The sequence below is a fragment of the Paenibacillus sp. FW104-T2 genome (assembly GCF_058789975.1).
In genome coordinates this window covers 55678-72848 of the sequence record NZ_JBYTCE010000026.1, presented here as the reverse complement: position 1 = coordinate 72848, position 17171 = coordinate 55678, and the positions used below count along the sequence as shown (strand labels likewise).

16 protein-coding genes are annotated in these 17171 nt (G+C 44.8%); 1 reads left to right on the top strand and 15 read right to left on the bottom strand.

What is annotated here, in order from left to right; translation table 11 throughout:
- Positions 1-346 precede the first annotated feature (346 nt).
- The 4 genes from AC3WQ3_RS25300 to AC3WQ3_RS25285 all read right to left on the bottom strand — a co-directional run bounded on the left by AC3WQ3_RS25300 (position 347) and on the right by AC3WQ3_RS25285 (position 2488).
- Positions 347-1138: an HAD family hydrolase gene (locus AC3WQ3_RS25300; RefSeq protein WP_354483492.1), complete on the bottom strand. Its 792-nt coding sequence runs from the start codon at positions 1136-1138 to the stop codon at positions 347-349.
- Between the two features lie 27 nt (positions 1139-1165).
- A complete protein-coding gene (locus tag AC3WQ3_RS25295) occupies positions 1166-1678 on the bottom strand; it encodes a hypothetical protein (protein WP_095286441.1) in 513 nt (170 codons plus the stop codon).
- A gap of 126 nt (positions 1679-1804) precedes the next feature.
- Positions 1805-2014 carry a DUF896 domain-containing protein gene (locus tag AC3WQ3_RS25290; protein WP_492474030.1) on the bottom strand — a complete coding sequence of 70 codons (210 nt, stop codon included), beginning with the start codon at positions 2012-2014 and terminating at the stop codon, positions 1805-1807.
- Between the two features lie 96 nt (positions 2015-2110).
- The gene (locus AC3WQ3_RS25285; RefSeq protein WP_336781997.1) at positions 2111-2488 is read right to left on the bottom strand and encodes a LysM peptidoglycan-binding domain-containing protein; all 378 of its coding nucleotides are present in this window, start codon (positions 2486-2488) and stop codon (positions 2111-2113) included.
- Positions 2489-2782: 294 nt separating this feature from the next.
- Here AC3WQ3_RS25285 and lexA point away from each other — a divergent pair, with 294 nt between their 5' ends.
- Positions 2783-3409 carry a transcriptional repressor LexA gene (gene lexA, locus AC3WQ3_RS25280; RefSeq protein WP_056689962.1) on the top strand — a complete coding sequence of 209 codons (627 nt, stop codon included), beginning with the start codon at positions 2783-2785 and terminating at the stop codon, positions 3407-3409.
- A gap of 111 nt (positions 3410-3520) precedes the next feature.
- On the opposite strand, the gene AC3WQ3_RS25275 is transcribed toward lexA, so the two are convergent.
- The 11 genes from AC3WQ3_RS25275 to AC3WQ3_RS25225 all read right to left on the bottom strand — a co-directional run bounded on the left by AC3WQ3_RS25275 (position 3521) and on the right by AC3WQ3_RS25225 (position 17170).
- Positions 3521-4816, bottom strand: a complete 1296-nt coding sequence (locus tag AC3WQ3_RS25275; RefSeq protein ID WP_492474029.1) for an aldehyde dehydrogenase — start codon at positions 4814-4816, stop codon at positions 3521-3523.
- A 243-nt stretch (positions 4817-5059) separates the two neighbouring features.
- Positions 5060-6388 (bottom strand): type I glutamate--ammonia ligase, encoded by a 1329-nt coding sequence (gene glnA / locus AC3WQ3_RS25270; protein ID WP_095286437.1) that lies wholly within the window; start codon positions 6386-6388, stop codon positions 5060-5062.
- Positions 6389-6516: 128 nt separating this feature from the next.
- Entirely contained in the window at positions 6517-6930 is a 414-nt protein-coding gene (locus AC3WQ3_RS25265) for a MerR family transcriptional regulator (RefSeq protein WP_095286436.1), read from the bottom strand.
- 82 nt (positions 6931-7012) lie between these two features.
- Positions 7013-8266: a methionine gamma-lyase family protein gene (locus AC3WQ3_RS25260; protein ID WP_492474028.1), complete on the bottom strand. Its 1254-nt coding sequence runs from the start codon at positions 8264-8266 to the stop codon at positions 7013-7015.
- A gap of 84 nt (positions 8267-8350) precedes the next feature.
- Positions 8351-9634, bottom strand: a complete 1284-nt coding sequence (gene hflX / locus AC3WQ3_RS25255) for a GTPase HflX (RefSeq protein WP_153979052.1) — start codon at positions 9632-9634, stop codon at positions 8351-8353.
- 118 nt (positions 9635-9752) lie between these two features.
- Entirely contained in the window at positions 9753-10724 is a 972-nt protein-coding gene (locus AC3WQ3_RS25250; RefSeq protein WP_154893792.1) for an AAA family ATPase, read from the bottom strand.
- A gap of 109 nt (positions 10725-10833) precedes the next feature.
- Positions 10834-11397: a ribonuclease FAU-1 family protein gene (locus AC3WQ3_RS25245; protein WP_095286432.1), complete on the bottom strand. Its 564-nt coding sequence runs from the start codon at positions 11395-11397 to the stop codon at positions 10834-10836.
- 283 nt (positions 11398-11680) lie between these two features.
- The gene (locus tag AC3WQ3_RS25240) at positions 11681-14362 is read right to left on the bottom strand and encodes a PBP1A family penicillin-binding protein (protein ID WP_492474027.1); all 2682 of its coding nucleotides are present in this window, start codon (positions 14360-14362) and stop codon (positions 11681-11683) included.
- 170 nt (positions 14363-14532) lie between these two features.
- A complete protein-coding gene (gene hfq / locus AC3WQ3_RS25235) occupies positions 14533-14775 on the bottom strand; it encodes an RNA chaperone Hfq (protein WP_017687918.1) in 243 nt (80 codons plus the stop codon).
- 678 nt (positions 14776-15453) lie between these two features.
- Positions 15454-16401 (bottom strand): tRNA (adenosine(37)-N6)-dimethylallyltransferase MiaA, encoded by a 948-nt coding sequence (miaA, locus tag AC3WQ3_RS25230; protein WP_492474032.1) that lies wholly within the window; start codon positions 16399-16401, stop codon positions 15454-15456.
- Positions 16385-17170, bottom strand: a complete 786-nt coding sequence (locus AC3WQ3_RS25225; RefSeq protein WP_492474026.1) for a class I SAM-dependent methyltransferase — start codon at positions 17168-17170, stop codon at positions 16385-16387. Before AC3WQ3_RS25225 ends, miaA begins: the two co-directional genes overlap by 17 nt.
- Between the last annotated feature and the right edge of the window lies 1 nt (position 17171).

Here is a 17171-nt window from a genome sequence, read left to right as displayed (position 1 = left end):
ACCTGTTGTATTCCAAAAATTAATATTTCCCAAAACTATGTAAAGCGCTTACAATATACATAAAAATAATAAAGCAATAACTTCTGATTCCATGACCTGGATATGCCAAAAGAGTACTGCTTTTAAATGATTCCCATACTAGTCATACTAGTATGTTAGTTACATTCTAAAACAGCAGTCCCAACATTACAATACCTTTTTTTATTATTTTTGATATTTCTTCACTACACAGTTGTTTGAAAGTTTCAACCAGATCAAAAAAACATTGATAACCCATGAATGATTTTGCATCATTCAACGAGGTTATCAATGTTTTAAAATGCACTATTGTTCAATTCTGAAATAATCAGAAATTAGCAATAATACGATCTAATTCTGATAAGTGCTTAATCTCATGATCAGGTACATACGACTCCGAGTTCACTTTGTTCTCACGATTAATCCAGACAGACTGGATTCCTGCTGATAAAGCTCCGCGGATATCCGTCGTGAGTTTATCTCCAACCATCAAGCCTTCTTCTGGTTTTACTCCAAGTTTGCTGAGCGCATGTTCAAAGATTGACGGATCCGGTTTTCCCTTTCCAAAAGTACCCGAGATGATGATCTCATCGAAGAAAGGAGCCAGTTCAGGCACACCATCCAACTTCTCTTGCTGCAGAGCAGGACAACCATTCGTCAAGAGCAACAGTTTGAATTTTCCCTGCAAGTGACGCAAAGTGTCCATTGTTTCTTCATATACATGAGGTCTGGATCTTCGCTCTGCTCCAAATTGCGAAGCAAGACGTTCGGCCAAATCTTCACGATCCACTCCCAGCTTCAATAAGCCACGACGCCAGGACTCCTTACGATATACAGGGGCAAGCTGCTCCAATTGACGGAATTCCGGCTGGTCACCGCCTGTAAAATTAGCCCATAGTCCTTCAAACGGATTGATACCAATCATTTTGGTGAATGCATAGGTTTCATAGGATTCATATAGACTACGAGCTTCATTACGAACAGCTTCTTCCAATGCCTCAGCATCGACGCCGGTTTCTTGTGAAGCAAGCAGGCAAGTTTCGTGGAATGCTTCTCGCACACTGCGTTCATCCCACAACAAAGTATCATCCAGGTCGAACAAAATCGCTTTTAATGCCATTCCGATCATCTTCCCCTTTGTGAATAATTACTTTTTCTCGTCTGTTTCTACAGTAATCTGGTGTGCTTTGGCAAATTTCAGAAGTCGTTCAGAAATGGCATCTGTGTCATAGCGGTTCAACAGTTTAGTGAACACCCATCTTTTGCCACGGCTGTTATGTTCAATAACTACCGTTCCCTGTTCGAATCTAAACTTAACGATGTCATCCACTCCAATGGAGCGTTCCCGATTCCCTTTGGTTGTTATAATCCGGTTGCTCCCGATTTTGATGTAAGGACGGCGAAGCATAAAAATTACAGCCAAAAATACATACAACAGCATCGTAACCCAGTCCCATGTTGTCATTGGAGCTTTAACAAGAAATGTGCTCATAAACAGATACAAAAACGCAAGTCCAATGAGGAAAATAGGAAACAGAAGACTGCGTCCTTTGAAAATGTCCTCACCGGGCGTACCCGAAATCGGTTGACCATTTTTTTTACGCTGCTGATTCAACTGCTTTGAATTTTTCCGAACCGTTCTCTCGAACGAACGAGCCATGAGAATCCCCCTTATGTCATCTTTGTATCGGCTTACAAAATTCGCAAACCGACATTCCCCCTATAAATTTGCATTCTCAAAATAAAAGGAAGAAACCTAAATATCATTACGATATCTTTAGGTTCCTTAGTGTTTGAGTTTGCCTTGGTGGCCTTGATCGTTCTCATCATCTACAATTTCAATGGACTCCAGTTGCTGTCTGAAGTTACTGCGGATGTTGTTTAAGTAAATTTCTCTAAGTTTAGCACGTTCGGCAAGTTCTTCCTCTGAAAGTCCAGTGGACTTGTGTTTACGAGCCAATTCATTGATGCGTGCTACCAGGCTATCTATATCCAAGCTTGTCCCCTCCAAAAATACAAAGTCATACTAACTTTGACATGATCGAGGCTGCTTGTCAAGGTTGCTACTTACTCGCTCAACTGAATCGTGGTTTTAAGGGGTAAACTGAGGCAAAGTTAAGACTTGTCCAGCTTGAATTGAAGTGGTTTGAAGCTGGTTTACTTTCTTTATTGCTTCTATATATACACGTGTATCCATATTTTCCGGTTTATGCTCCAAAGACAAGCTCCACAATGTCTCACCCTGGGATACTGCTATTTTGCTGCCGGGAAGAACATTGTTCTCGTCTCCTGCAAACACAGTCAATACAGTGCTGCAGCCAATAAATATGATTAACGATGCCATAATCAATTTCAACATCCATGTTGGCATCTTGGCTTCTGCAAACCATTGTTTAATGTTACCTATGTTAGACTTGACCGCTTCCGAATTCACCGGTTCGTAAATACTTTGATAAGTAGAATATCTCATATTAATCGTCCTCCAAACGTTTGTTCCTATCTGTTGAAATCAATATAACACGAACACTTGTTTTGTACAATAGATTTTTAGAACAATTGTTCGCTTTATTTTAAACTCCAAATTTCCCGTTAATCTCTAGGTGAATCCAACTCGTTTTTTACTTTTGTTAGGTTTGAAGGACTTTACAAGTAAAAGACTCAAAAACATTGATTTTATCGGATTTTATTTAGAACTTATGTTTGTACGAACGGAGGTTCTATGTTATAATTTTCCCAAACGTTACTAAAATGGGGTTGATACGGTATGTCGAAGATATCCAGCAGGCAGCAAGCTATTCTGGAGTTTATACGTAATGAAGTCCGGTTGAAGGGATATCCTCCTTCCGTACGTGAAATTGGTGAAGCGGTTGGACTGGCTTCCAGTTCTACGGTTCATGGACATCTGGACCGTTTGGAGAAGAAAGGTCTCATTAGACGTGACCCTACTAAACCAAGAGCCATTGAGTTGTTAAGCCAGGAGGAATCAGAACACTCCCATCAGTTTGCACACAGTGTTGCTCGCATTCCCGTTGTAGGTAAAGTTACTGCAGGGGTTCCGATTACCGCAACAGAGAACATCGAGGATTATTTCCCGCTACCGACACACTATGTTGGAGAACAGAAAGTATTTATGCTCTCTGTTGTTGGTGACAGTATGATCGAAGCAGGAATCGTTAACGGAGACTACGTTATCGTACGCCAGCAGCAAACGGCAGATAACGGAGATATTGTCGTTGCGATGACAGAAGATGATGAAGCTACAGTTAAAACATTCTACAAAGAGAAAGACCACATTCGTCTTCAGCCTGAGAATGCAACATTTGAACCTCTTCGTTTAAAACATGTTAGCATTTTGGGTAAAGTGATTGGCCTTTTCCGTGATATTCACTAGTCTTTCTTCCAACAGCAAATCAGCTTAACTGTAATGACAAAAAGAGGTTGTCCTGTTGAACAGGACAACCTCTTTTTACATGCTAAATTTCTACTTCGTTAATTCCATTTCTTATCGTTTGAGAATGCTTTTGTGATGGGAGAACACTTCAAAGCTTTGCTGACCATGATATGCCCCCATACCACTCTCTCCTACACCGCCAAACGGTAAATAATGTGAAGTCATATGAGACAACGTATCATTAATGCACCCTCCACCGAAGGACACTTGATCCAAGACCTGATTCTGCAGCTCCTCTTGCTGCGTGAACAGGTACAGCGCCAGCGGTTTGGGACGGCGAACAATCTCAGCGAGCAGAGGATTAAGATCATCGTAAGTCATTACCGGAAGAATTGGACCGAATATCTCTTCTTGCATAACAGGTGACTGCCAATCCACATTTCCTACCAAGGTAGGTTCAATCAGCAGCTGATCCCGATCAGAGCGACCACCAATCAGAGCATGACCCTCTTCTAAGAATACAGACAGTCGATCAAAGTTACGTGTGTTGACGATATGCGGAAAATCGGGATTTCCCATGACATCCTTACCGAATTTATCTTGAATCTCCTCACCAATCTCTTCCAGGAGTTTATCGTGTACGTCCTGATGTACAAGCAAGTAATCCGGAGCAACACAGGTCTGACCCGCATTCAAGAACTTGCCACGGACGATCCGCTGAGCTGCCAACTTCAAATCTGCGTCTTTATGAACAATTACAGGGCTTTTACCACCTAATTCAAGCGTTACCGGCGTAAGGTGCTCTGCTGCTGCCTTCATAACGATGCGACCCACACCCGTGCTTCCTGTGAAGAAAATATAATCAAACTTCTCTTTCAACAAGGCTGTGCTCATTTCGACTTCACCTTCCATGACAGCTACATATTCCTCAGGGAAAATATCCTTGATCAGGTCATACGTCAGATGTGACACTGCCGGCGTTAATTCAGAAGGCTTAATAACAGCACAGTTACCCGCTGCAATCGCACCAATCAATGGACCAAATGCCAGTTGGAACGGATAGTTCCATGGCGCAATAATGAGAGCAACTCCATAAGGTTCTGGATAGATCATGCTTGTACCATCAGGTATAACAGAACTTGTAGGCACTGCTCTAGGAGCCGCCCATTCCTTAAGATGTTCCTGTGCAAAATCCAGTTCACCCAAAACGATGCGAATCTCAGAGTTATAAGCCTCTGTTTCCGATTTATTTAGATCAGCATGCAGTGCGTCCAATATCCGTTGCTGATATTTCTCTATGCCTTGTCTTAATTGCTGAAGAGCATGAATCCGATACTCAATATTTTTAGTTTGTCCTGTATAAAAGAATGCCCGCTGTCTTGCAACGAGTTGTTTCGCTTGTTCCATATTAAAATCTCCAATTAATGATTTAAAATTAAATTGCTAAAAATATATTTGAATTATATCTTGTTTATATGAAATTATCAACATATTAAAATATCTGTTATCAGGAAAATATGTATCTTCTCTCTTACTATTATATGTACACTATTCAATGCTGGTATTTTTTTAGAAAACTACTCACCTTTGTCCCCTTATGTAATTCATCAAAAAAAGCCCTTGGCACTATTACGCCAAAGGCTTTCCTTATTAGTACAAAGTGATATATTGATCGCGTTCCCATTGGTGGACTTGTGTACGGTACATATCCCACTCAATTTCTTTCAACTCGTAGAAGTGAGCCAGGGCGTGATCGCCAAGTGCATCACAGATGACTTCGCTGCGGATCAATTCGTTCAATGCTTCTTTCAGATCAGCTGGCAAGCTTGGAATGCCTTCTTCCACACGCTCTTCTTCTGACATAATGTAGATGTTGCGGTCAATCGGAGCTGGTAAGGAAAGCTCACGTTTGATTCCGTCCAGACCTGCTTTCAATAAAACAGCCAAAGCCAAGTAAGGGTTAGCAGCCGGATCCGGGTTACGAACCTCAACACGTGTACTCAGACCACGGGAAGCTGGAATACGGATCATTGGGCTACGGTTACTGGCGGACCATGCTACATAACAAGGGGCTTCATAACCTGGTACAAGACGTTTGTATGAGTTCACAGTTGGGTTAGTAATTGCTGCAAATGCACGCGCATGCTTCAGCGTTCCAGCCATGAAGTGACGTGCAGTTTTGCTCAGACCCAGCTCGTCCGACTCGTCAACGAATGCGTTGGCACTGCCTTGGAACAGCGATTGGTTACAGTGCATACCGGAACCGTTCATACCAAACAGCGGTTTCGGCATAAAGGTAGCATGTAGACCATGCTGACGTGCAATCGTTTTAACAACGAGTTTGAACGTTTGGATCTGGTCTGCTGCTTTTAGAGCATCAGCATATTTAAAGTCGATCTCATGCTGCCCTGGAGCTACCTCATGGTGGGAAGCTTCGATCTCAAAGCCCATTTCTTCAAGTGTGATAACAATGTCACGACGACAGTTTTCACCAAGATCCGTAGGCGCCAGGTCGAAATATCCACCTTGGTCATTCAGTTCGTTAGTCGGGTTTCCTTTTTCGTCTGTTTTGAACAAGAAGAACTCTGGTTCAGGACCGACGTTGAAGGAAGTGAATCCCATTTCTTCGGCTTCCTTCAGGTTTCGTTTCAAGATGCCGCGTGGGTCTCCAGGGAATGGGTTGCCATCCGGCAAATAAACATCACAAATTAGGCGAGCTACACGGTTCTCAGCTACCCAAGGGAAAATCAGCCAAGAATCGAGATCAGGATAGAGGTACATGTCGGATTCTTCAATACGCACATAACCTTCAATGGAAGAACCATCAAACATCATTTTGTTATCCAAAGCCTTGGTCAATTGGCTTACAGGAATTTCAACGTTTTTGATAGCTCCAAGCAAGTCGGTAAATTGCAATCGAACGAATCGTACGTTTTCTTCTTTAGAGATGCGGAGAATGTCTTCTTTTGTATAACTCACGATACCTCTCCCTTTCTTTTCTGCTTATTTGGCTTGCATGTTATATTTGTACATTAGAAAGTTCCACGGGTCAAGGAGTCTGCCATCACAACTGCATGATTTCCCCTCACTCGCCAAGTTATGCGAACTTACTTTTTATTAAAAAATCGGGAAAGCTCTCCCTGAATGAGAGATACTTGTCCAGGTCTCTTACCCGAAACAAGCTGTTGCTTCAATAAACGGTGCAGCTGTGTATCGGACAGTTCTCTGCGCTTCACTTCAGTATCTGCGGTGATGACTGTCGCTTCTTCGGATTCCTTGGATACTGGATTCATAACCTGCTTGATGCCGGCAATATTAACACCTTTTTCGATCAAAGCCTTGATCTCCAGCAATCGTTCTACGTCATTAAAGGAAAACAAACGTTGGTTACCTGACGTTCTTGCCGGTACAATCAAGCTGTGCTGCTCATAATATCGAATCTGACGAGCGGACAGATCCGTAAGTTTCATAACAATACCTATCGGGAATAAGGCCATATTTCTGCGAATTTCGTCACCCATGTTCATCAACCTTCCAGTCATCTATTCTTCACCCTATTGTACATTTAGTTATTACTAAGTGTCAATGACGTGTTAGATAAACTCACAATAATTTACGATCTTTCATTGTCTGGAGCGCCATCAAAACGCCATATTTAACATGAGAGTAGGTTAATCCCCCCTGCATGTAGCCGATATATGGCTCTCGAATAGGCGCATCCGCTGATAACTCCAGGCTTCCGCCCTGTATAAACGTACCTGCCGCCATAATGACGGGATGTTCGTAACCAGGCATGTCCCATGGCTCAGGAACGACATGACTATCCACTGCAGCAGCCCGCTGAATTCCCTGTACAAAAGCGATCAGATGCTCCGCGGAGGAGAACTGCACAGCTTGGATCAAATCTGTGCGTGTCTCATTCCAAGCAGGTTTGGTTACAAATCCCGAAGCAGCAAACATTGCAGCGGCAAAGGTACTGCCCTTAATGGCTTGTCCCACAATTGTCGGTGCCATGTAAAGTCCCTGGTAGATCCCACGGGTCGTTCCCAACATGGCACCAACCTCACCACCTATGCCAGGTGCAGTCAAACGATACGCTGCCAGTTGAACATATTTTTCCTTCCCGCATATGTAACCCCCGGTTTCAGCAAGGCCTCCGCCAGGGTTTTTAATTAGTGAACCTGCCATCAGATCTACCCCGACCTCTGTCGGTTCGCGTTTCTCCGTAAATTCGCCATAACAGTTATCCACGAACACGATAACATCTTCTTTGATAGCCTTTACCCGTCTTACCATATCAGCTATCTCATCAATACAGAAGGAAGAACGCCAGTCATATCCACGTGAACGTTGGATACCAATGACTTTGGTTGAAGCAGTAATATTCCCTTTCACTGCGTCCCAATCGACACTTCCATCTGCCAGCAAAGCGGTTTCACGGTATCCAATACCAAAGTCCCGAAGAGATCCGGTTCCATCTTCCGGACTTCCAATGACTTTGTGCAATGTATCATAAGGTTTACCTGTGATGTATAACAACTCGTCACCTGGGCGCAGTACGCCAAAGAGAGCGGTAGCTATCGTATGTGTACCTGAAGCAAAATGGGGACGAACCAACGCAGCTTCTGCACCAAATACGTCCGCATATACTTCATCCAGCACTTCCCGGCCACGATCGTTATATGCATATCCCGTTGAACCGGCAAAATGAAAATCACTGACTTGTTTGCGTTGAAACGCATCAATGACCTTCCACTGGTTGTAATCCGTAATACCGTCAATCATTTTCATCTGTTGTTCAATCTGGGCCTCAACTTGTTGTTGCAGCTCCACAATCTTTGTATCCAAGCTTGCCATCTTACTTCATTCCCCTTCATTGCACTAATCTAACGCATAATATCGATTATCGTGTCAACTTACCATACCAATATGTCATGTATATTACAATTCAATGAAATCTTCAAGTAAATAACCGAATTTTTCATATTCCCCTTTTTGCAGCTCAACTTGATAGATCACATCATTTTCTTCAAAAGTGGTTTCAACAACATCTCCAACCTTATAAAGAACAGATGTAAGATCTCCCCGCTCTGCAGGAATTCGGAACCGCTTCGTATCCCCCGTCAGCTCTTCCTGAATTCGCTCCCGAATCTTCAGCAGGTCAGCTTCATCCAGTGCACTTACCTTCATATGGTCTTTATCCAAAGGAAGCATTTCCAGCTGCTCCGGTGTACATGCATCTTTTTTGTTATAGAGCACCAATTGAGGCTTATCGCCAGATCCAAGCTGCTGCAGAATTTCATGCACGGTTCTCATCTGATCTTCCCTCATTGCAGAGGATGCATCTACAACATGCAAAATCAGATCAGCTTCGTTCACTTCCTCCAATGTCGCACGGAAAGCGGCAATCAGATCATGTGGAAGGTTTTGAATAAACCCTACGGTATCCGTAAGTACAATTTCTTTACCGCTTGGAAGCTCCATCGTACGTGATGTTGGATCCAACGTAGCAAACAGCTGGTCCTGAATATATACATCAGCGGCAGTTAATTGTTTAAGCAATGTGGATTTACCTGCATTCGTATACCCTACAAGTGCAACCTGTACAATGCCTGTCTTTTTACGACGCTCGCGATGAAGTTTGCGGTGGCGTGTAACCTCTTCCAGGTGCCGTTTCAAATCATCAATGCGCCCCCGGATATGACGGCGATCCGTCTCCAGCTTGCTTTCCCCCGGTCCACGTGTCCCGATTCCCCCTCCAAGCCGTGAAAGGTTTTTGCCATGACCCGATAATCGTGGAAGCAGATAGCTAAGTTGGGCCAATTCGACTTGAATGATACCTTCTCTCGTATTTGCACGTTGAGCGAAAATATCCAGAATCAACTGGGTACGGTCGATAATTTTGAGATCCAGTGCCTCTTCCAGGTTACGAACCTGAGCTCCAGACAGCTCTTGATCAAATATCGCTGTGGTCGCGCCTAATTCCTCTGCAATCGCACGTAGCTCCTCCACTTTACCTTTTCCGATAAACCACTTCGTATCCCGGGTTTCACGGTTCTGGGACAATACACTCAGCACCTCAACACCTGCGGTCTCTGCAAGCTTCACCAATTCCTCCAAAGAGTACTCCGGATTAATGCCTGACCGCTTAACTTCATCTGTAATCAAACTAACTAAAACGGCGCGGTCTTTCTTAACCTGATCTGTATCATGGGTAACTGTCATATTCAATATGTCCTCCTTATCAAACTCAGCTTCATCTATTACGGTTATTGTTCCCTCATAGCGTACTTTAAGCCGAACCGGTTAACCCGGCCGGCTGCTCCAAAAAAACCATTATCGCTTACTTTCGCTCAAACTTCAAATCCTCTGTTCGAATCGTCATCAGTTCCAATTTTCCCGGACTGCCCTGGGTATACTGTTCCAGCAATCGTACCGCCTGATGACGTATGGACCGCTCAATTGCATTTCGAACGTACCTAGCATTGCTGAAGGCATGCAGAGATTCATTTTTCTCCTGCAGCAAATGCTGCTTCAACTTCAGGATGGTCTGTGGCATTAAAATATAATCTCGCTCTTTCGCCATAATCTCTGAAATCTGTATCAATTGATCTATACTGTAATCCGGAAATTCAACCTGGATAGGAAATCGGGATGGTAATCCCGGATTGGTCTGCAGAAAGAAATCAATTTCTTCTGAATACCCTGCCAGGATCAAAATGAATTGATTTTTATGATCTTCCATGGATTTTACAAGTGTATCAATAGCTTCCTTGCCAAAGTCCTTCTCGCCACCGCGAGCCAAGCTGTATGCCTCGTCGATAAACAAGATGCCTCCAAGTGCCTTCTTCACCAGATCGCGCGTTTTCTGGGCCGTATGCCCAATGTACTCTCCGACCAGATCGGCCCGCTCCACCTCAATAAGGTGCCCTTTGCTGAGCACACCCATCTTTTGAAACAGCTTTGCCACAATCCGTGCAACCGTTGTTTTCCCGGTCCCTGGATTTCCTTTGAAAATCATATGATACACATGTGCTCCACTGATCAGGCCTGCCTCAGAACGCATCTGGGCTATTTGTAAAAACGCATAGATTTCAAATACGAGATCCTTGATATTTTCCAGCCCAACCAACTGCTCGAGCTCACCTTGAATTTCTTGAAAGTGGCTGTGCTTGGCTAATCCCTTTACTGCCTGAAGTGGTGTCTCCTCTTCCTTCGCCAACATCTGAGGCTCTTGGTTACGCAATACAACATTAATTTGTCTGGATGGTCTGCCTCCCGGTTGCCCTCCTGCAGCCATGACCCGTCCGTTCATTCGCCATCACCTCTATTTTATCGGGCTGATCTCTCCTGATTATTAATGTATTCTATCAGATGCTCCAATATTAGAAGGATGGCGAAGTAATTCTCTGCTTGGTCAAAACTCAGATTTGAACGTTTTTGCGAAACTCCCCGTTCTCAAACAAGGTTTGCCGATGCTTCAATGATAGCTGAAAATAAGGAAACACATGCGCATCAATGGCATGCAGCAATTCCTTGGCCGTTCGGTTAGCCAGATCATAATCGCCGGTTGTAATATGCTTACGCGAGAGGGCGTCTTCAAGCTCATCTTCATCCAGCAAGAATACCTCTCCATCTTTCAGGACGACGACATCGAGATAGAGATCATCAAACCAGGGAACCCCCTGATCCGTGATGCCCTGGCTTCGACAGGTATCAATGTACCATTCAACGATCCGTTCCTGATCGTCAAACATGGCTGTCACCACGAAATGCTCTCCCTTTGGGTAATACTGCAGCCATGAATACCCTTTATCTGCGATGCAAAACGTACTCCCCCCATAGGTTTTCCACAAGGGTTCTTTCAAATCCTGTATGGTATACAACGTAATGTAACCTGTAAAAACTTTGGATTGTACGAACCGGCATGTAAATTGTCGGTTCGTAATCCGGCGCCAGTTCGCGCGGTCCCCGAATTTCCGTTTCATACGAACCCCTCTTTGCCGACTACAGGCCCTTGACCTGTTCTCATATTGGTGAACACTGAATAACGTCCGCACAGCCGATTCCATGACTTACGAATCAGTTTTGCACAACGTATTACGATAGCTACAGCTTACCATATTTAAGTTATACACTCAAAATTAAGCTTTGCCTCACCAATTAATCGATATGAATGGAGTTAAATTATCGCTGTCTAAAACAAAAAACCTGCTTCACCGATCATACGGGAAGCAGGTTAAGAACTGCGATAATGATATTTAGTTAGAGTTAACCATCGTTTCCGGTCTGTGTTTCAACCGAACCATCATTTTCACCTGTGTTGCTTTCTGTTCCGGCATCCGGCGGAACAACTTCACCAGGAGTCGTAACCGAACCTTCGCCGGATCCATCATTATTCCCACCGGGATCTGTGGTTCCCGTTCCAGGGGATGTATTTCCATCACCAGACTGGCCGTTTCCTTGCCCTGGTCCTCCATTGTTACCATTACCGTTTCCATTACCGTTACCATTATTGCCATTGTTTCCATTACCATTTCCGTTGTTACCGTTGTTTTCACCCGAATTCCCATTATCCGGTGAACCGTTATCCGGATTCTCGGTACCAGGCTGTTCCGTGCCTGGATCCGTTCCTGGATCAATTCCTGGGTCTGTACCCGGTTCTGGTTCCACTGGTTCGATCTCCTGCGCCTCAATCATAAGTGAGATCGTATTGGACGGATCCGTTTCAAGTCCAGAGGCCAGATCAAAGGCAGTAACATAATACTCGTATGTCAGGCCTGGAAGTGCACTTAGATCCTGTGCACTAGTCGATCCCACCGAATCAATCAGATGGGTGAATTGCGCTTCGGACGTCTCTTTCCGATAGATCCGATATTGAGTATTCGCGTCTCCTGTTCCTGTCCAGTTAAGCGAAACCGTCTGAGAATTCGGATCATACGCCCCGCTTAATCCACTAACCGATAATTGCGGCTGCTCCGGCTGCGTTTCTTCCGGTGGTGGTGCCTGTGCACCTTTAGGTGCTTCAAAGTCCTTTACAGGTACACCCTTCAGTGCATCAGTCATGACTTTTGCAAAGAAAGCAGCAGATAGCTTACTGCTGTTTTTGAGCATATGGGTTGCGTCCGGATTATCATATCCCATCCAGACTGCAGCAGTCCATTCAGGTGTATATCCGACAAACCATACATCACGGTTTGCGCTGTTGCCAGCGATGCCGCTCTGCACCGTACCGGTTTTACCTGCTACCGGGCGATCCAGTCTTGCTGAACGTCCTGTACCATCATTGACTACGTTTTGAAGCATCTGTGTCAGTGCGTATGCATTTTGTTCACTCATGACACGTGTCGTGTCTGACTTGTCATGTTTGTATACGGACTTATCCGAGCTGTCCTTGATCTCCTTGATCGAGTAAGCCTCTTGATATTCACCGAGGTTGGCAAATGCACTATAAGCTTGTGCCATCTCAAGGGTATTTGTACCTTTGCTCAGACCACCCAGAGCAATCGCGAGGTTTTTATCCTCATCTGTAAGCTGAATGCCTACACTCTTGGCAAACTGTACGCCTGTATTTACACCTATTTTATCAAGCAGCCACACGGCAGGAATGTTCTCCGACTTCGTGATGGCCTCGGTCATACTGATGGTTGAAGAGTATCCATGCAAGTTTCCCGGGCAATAATTGCCAAAGCACTGCTTCTGATTGCTCAGCGGCGAATTGGCGTTATAGTTCCCAGACTCCAATGCAGGCGCATACGATACGATGGGCTTGAATGCCGATCCCGGTTGTCTGCGGCTCTGTGTTACCCGGCTGTACCCCTTCGTTTGATAGTCACGTCCACCCAAGAGAGCAACCAGACTACCATTTTCATGGTTCATGATAACCATGGATCCTTGAACCTTCTGGTCGTCTTTGCTTTCCTCAAATAAACTGTCATCCGAGAAGGCACTTTCCATGGCCGTCTGCGCCTGAGCATCCATGGTTGTATAAATCTTGTATCCACCGATGTTCAGATCATCTTCTGTTTTGCCTGTTACCCGTTCTGCTTCACGAAGAACATAATCAATAAAGGCTTGATACTTTTGCTCTTTCTCCGGTGGTGTATAATCGTAATCCACCGCTTTGGCTTCATCCATTTCTTCCTTCGTGATGTAGCCTTGTTCGTACATCAGCTGCAGCACCACACCGCGGCGTGCTTTGGAATCGTTCGGATTGCTCAGCGGGTTATAGGCGGATGGCCCTTTAGGCATCGCTGCGAGCGTGGCAATTTCCCACAGATCCAGATCCTCAAGCTTATCCTTGCCAAAGTAAAATTCCGATGCAGCCTTAATACCATAACGCTGATGACCGAAGAAGATTCGGTTCAGATACATTGTGAGAATCTCGTCTTTTGTGTACTTGCGCTCCAAAGCCATCGCAATGGATACTTCCGTCGCTTTCCGGAAGAATGTTTTGTCACGGGACAGGAACATGTTTTTCGCAAGCTGCTGAGTTAGCGTACTGCCCCCCTCAACCATGGAACGGGCCATGATGTCTTTTACAGCTGCACGTCCGATGGACCAGATATCCACACCCTGATGCTCATAGAATCGTCTGTCCTCTGTTGCCACAAAAGCTTCCTTTACCAATTCGGGAATCTCATCTTCATCAACGGGTTCCAGCTTCTGAATCGACAGCTCCCCCATTAATTGGCCATTGCGATCATATACTTTCGATGTCTCATTAATTGTTGTTTTGTCCATGTTGGCTGTAAGCAGCCGCTCACCACTGACCATGATGAACAGATACCCGCCAAGTGCACAAAAGATGGCGATTGCCATAGTGAAAAACAGTGTCCACCCAACGCGTTTACCCGTAATTTTTTTCTTTTTAGAGGTCTTAGGCTTCGCTTTCTTGGGTGACTTGTTATTGTTGTTGCGATTGTTAGACCTCGACAACGGATCGTTTGGCATGTTACCTCCTGACTCCCTTTCGGTTGCTCAATTTCTATTTGCCTGTATAGGCTAATGCTTATCATAACCCTTTTTTGCCCGGAATGAAAAGAACAACCCTTGTTAAGGTTGCTCTGCTTCAATTCCTATACTTGTAGACGAAATGGTTGTAGAAAAGGTTTCTTAATTTTTTAAGCTTCGCCGCTGTTATCCTGCTGCATCAGCGATACGCTGCGTTGCGGCGTGAACGTGGAGATGGCGTGCTTATAGACCATTTGCTGGCGTCCGTCGCTGTCAATGACGATCGTAAAATTGTCAAATGCCTTGATCGTTCCACGGATTTGAAAGCCGTTGGTCAGATAGACCGTAGCAGGAATGTTTTCTTTCCGCAGTTGGTTCAAGAACGTATCTTGGATGTTGATGGACTTGTTCATTAGCCGTACCCCCATTGGTTCATTTGAATTCGTGTTTAAGATAGTATTCAATATCGCTGAGTAGCTTTCGTGCTATTATATCATGAACAGTTTCATATAATCCACAAAAACCCCTGTCTACTAATTTGCATCTCGGAATCAGCCTGACGTGCAGTTAGAAGACTTATCCATTATACACCGCTTGTCTAAAATGCAAAAGAGGGACAAAATCATCGTTTTAGAGTGCTTTATTCCTGCCGTTCCTGGCCAACCAAAGGGTTCGACAAAGCTTCCGTTAGCGGAATTTTCTGCCGTTCCTTTCGATCATGAATCAGCATTTTCAGGTATGTATTGGTATTGGACAGAACGATAATTACCCAAATTAGGGCAATAAGACCTAGAATGGCAACGGAACTCCGAACTAATCAGGAAAATAATAGATATAAGCTCGTTCCTCCACTATCACTTGAGTCCATTAAAGCTCCCCCTTTCTCATTGGAACACACGGTTCATCATTTTGATGTTGTTATGTGTTTTCATTTTATTAAAAAAAGTTATTTTTTTTACAATAATTTCATTGATTCAATTCCTTTATTTTCTCTGTTTTGCACTCAAAATAAAAAACCTCTACTCTTTTTTTGAAATCAAGAGATAGAGGTTCAAACGTCCCATAGGGGACCTATTTCACACGTTTCGCAATCACTTGAACTTTTGATGAATTAATGCACATACCCTCTCATAGTTCCCTGCGAAATCTTCGGTATCTGTCATATCCACCCATTCAATGTCCTTCATATGCCGGAACCAGGAAAGCTGGCGTTTGGCAAAACGGCGGGTATCCCTCTTCAGCCATTCCACCGCAGCATCCCAGCTGACTTCGCCTTGAAGATACGCCGCAATTTCCTTGTATCCCAGTCCCTGCATGGAGATATGGCCTCTGGCCACACCGCGTTCCAGCAGCGACTTCACTTCTTCTACCAAACCTTGCTCAATCATCAGGTCAATACGTTCTTCAACCCTGGCGTAGAGCTTTTGACGATCCATTGTTAAACCTATAATACTCAGATCGTACGGGGATTCTTTCTTCTGTGACGCCAGTTGTTCAGATAACTTCTCCCCTGTCAGATGGTAAATCTCAAGAGCCCGAACAATTCGCCGCTGATCGTTCACATGCAGCCGGTCCGCACTAATTGGATCTATTTCCCTCAGCTTGTCATGCAGTGCCTGAGCACCATGTAACTCCGCATAGCGGAACTGTTCCTCCCGAAAAGTCTCATCCGACCCGCTTTCCGAGAATTGAAATCCGTAACAGACCGACTCTACATACAGACCGGTTCCCCCAACAATAAAGGGCAGCTTACCGCGATCCTGTATTTCACTGATCAGACGGGTACAGCTCTCCTGAAATTCCGCCACTGAATATGGATATTCCGGTTCATGAATATCAATGAGATGGTGGGGTACCCCTTTCATCTCTTCACGGGTAATCTTGGCCGTTCCGATGTCCATCTCACGATAGACCTGCATCGAATCTCCCGAAATAATCTCGCAATTAAATGCTTTTGCGAGCTCGATACTCATCCTTGTTTTGCCTACTGCTGTCGGTCCAACCAGTACAAGCAGTTTAGGTTTAGCTTCCGCTTTCAACATTTATCACTCCGTACAGTGTTTTTGCATTGGCGCGATCCAGCACCTCGAATCCGAGCCTCGTAAACTCCGCGCTGCCGCGCTTTTCTTTCATCACAACCCGTTTGCGGGCTACCCGTTTGGCCTCCATGATACTTTGAATATCCAGTGCATGGGAGTTTGCATAATCCCGCAAGGGCTGAATCGCACTTGAATCCATCATCGGTTCGCGGAACATGGGGTCGAAGTATACTGTATCACAGCTTCGATCCGGCATTGAACGAAGGAGATCCAGATGATTGGCATGTCTTAATTCAATTCTGCGAAAGGCTTCATCGACTTCGGGCTGATTACTCTCGTAATAGGACATCCCCTCAACCAACAGTGTATAGAGCTGCAGAGAGCTCTCACAAGCAATAACCTTCCCCTGCTTACCTGCTGCGACGGAGAACACAAGCGCATCCGTGCCTAATCCGGCTGTACAATCAATGATGGTATCTCCTTCAAGTACAGCTCCCGCTTCCAGCATAGGGTCAGACTCTCCGCGTAGTACACGTTTCGCGCGTACGAATCCCATGCTTGGATGAAATTCAAGCTGCGGCGCATTCTTGCGATACAAGCGCGCCTTGCCCTGAAGCACGACCATGATTTCGTTAACGCCATAACGTTCAATCAGCCTGGGCAAAGACTTTTTATTGCGCGGCACATAGGTGCCACCCGTCGTTTCCGCGAGCTTGCGCGCGCGTTCCACAAGCGAAGGCGCCTCTGTATCACCGGTTGTAATATACATA

Coding starts and splice junctions, on each gene's coding strand:
- AC3WQ3_RS25300 (WP_354483492.1), bottom strand. CDS start 1,138: ATGGCATTAAAAGCGATTTTGTTCGACCTGGATGATACTTTGTTGTGG.
- AC3WQ3_RS25295 (WP_095286441.1), bottom strand. CDS start 1,678: ATGGCTCGTTCGTTCGAGAGAACGGTTCGGAAAAATTCAAAGCAGTTG.
- AC3WQ3_RS25285 (WP_336781997.1), bottom strand. CDS start 2,488: ATGAGATATTCTACTTATCAAAGTATTTACGAACCGGTGAATTCGGAA.
- lexA (WP_056689962.1), top strand. CDS start 2,783: ATGTCGAAGATATCCAGCAGGCAGCAAGCTATTCTGGAGTTTATACGT.
- AC3WQ3_RS25275 (WP_492474029.1), bottom strand. CDS start 4,816: ATGGAACAAGCGAAACAACTCGTTGCAAGACAGCGGGCATTCTTTTAT.
- AC3WQ3_RS25265 (WP_095286436.1), bottom strand. CDS start 6,930: ATGGGTGACGAAATTCGCAGAAATATGGCCTTATTCCCGATAGGTATT.
- AC3WQ3_RS25260 (WP_492474028.1), bottom strand. CDS start 8,266: ATGGCAAGCTTGGATACAAAGATTGTGGAGCTGCAACAACAAGTTGAG.
- hflX (WP_153979052.1), bottom strand. CDS start 9,634: ATGACAGTTACCCATGATACAGATCAGGTTAAGAAAGACCGCGCCGTT.
- AC3WQ3_RS25250 (WP_154893792.1), bottom strand. CDS start 10,724: ATGAACGGACGGGTCATGGCTGCAGGAGGGCAACCGGGAGGCAGACCA.
- AC3WQ3_RS25245 (WP_095286432.1), bottom strand. CDS start 11,397: ATGAAACGGAAATTCGGGGACCGCGCGAACTGGCGCCGGATTACGAAC.
- AC3WQ3_RS25240 (WP_492474027.1), bottom strand. CDS start 14,362: ATGCCAAACGATCCGTTGTCGAGGTCTAACAATCGCAACAACAATAAC.
- hfq (WP_017687918.1), bottom strand. CDS start 14,775: ATGAACAAGTCCATCAACATCCAAGATACGTTCTTGAACCAACTGCGG.
- AC3WQ3_RS25225 (WP_492474026.1), bottom strand. CDS start 17,170: ATGTATATTACAACCGGTGATACAGAGGCGCCTTCGCTTGTGGAACGC.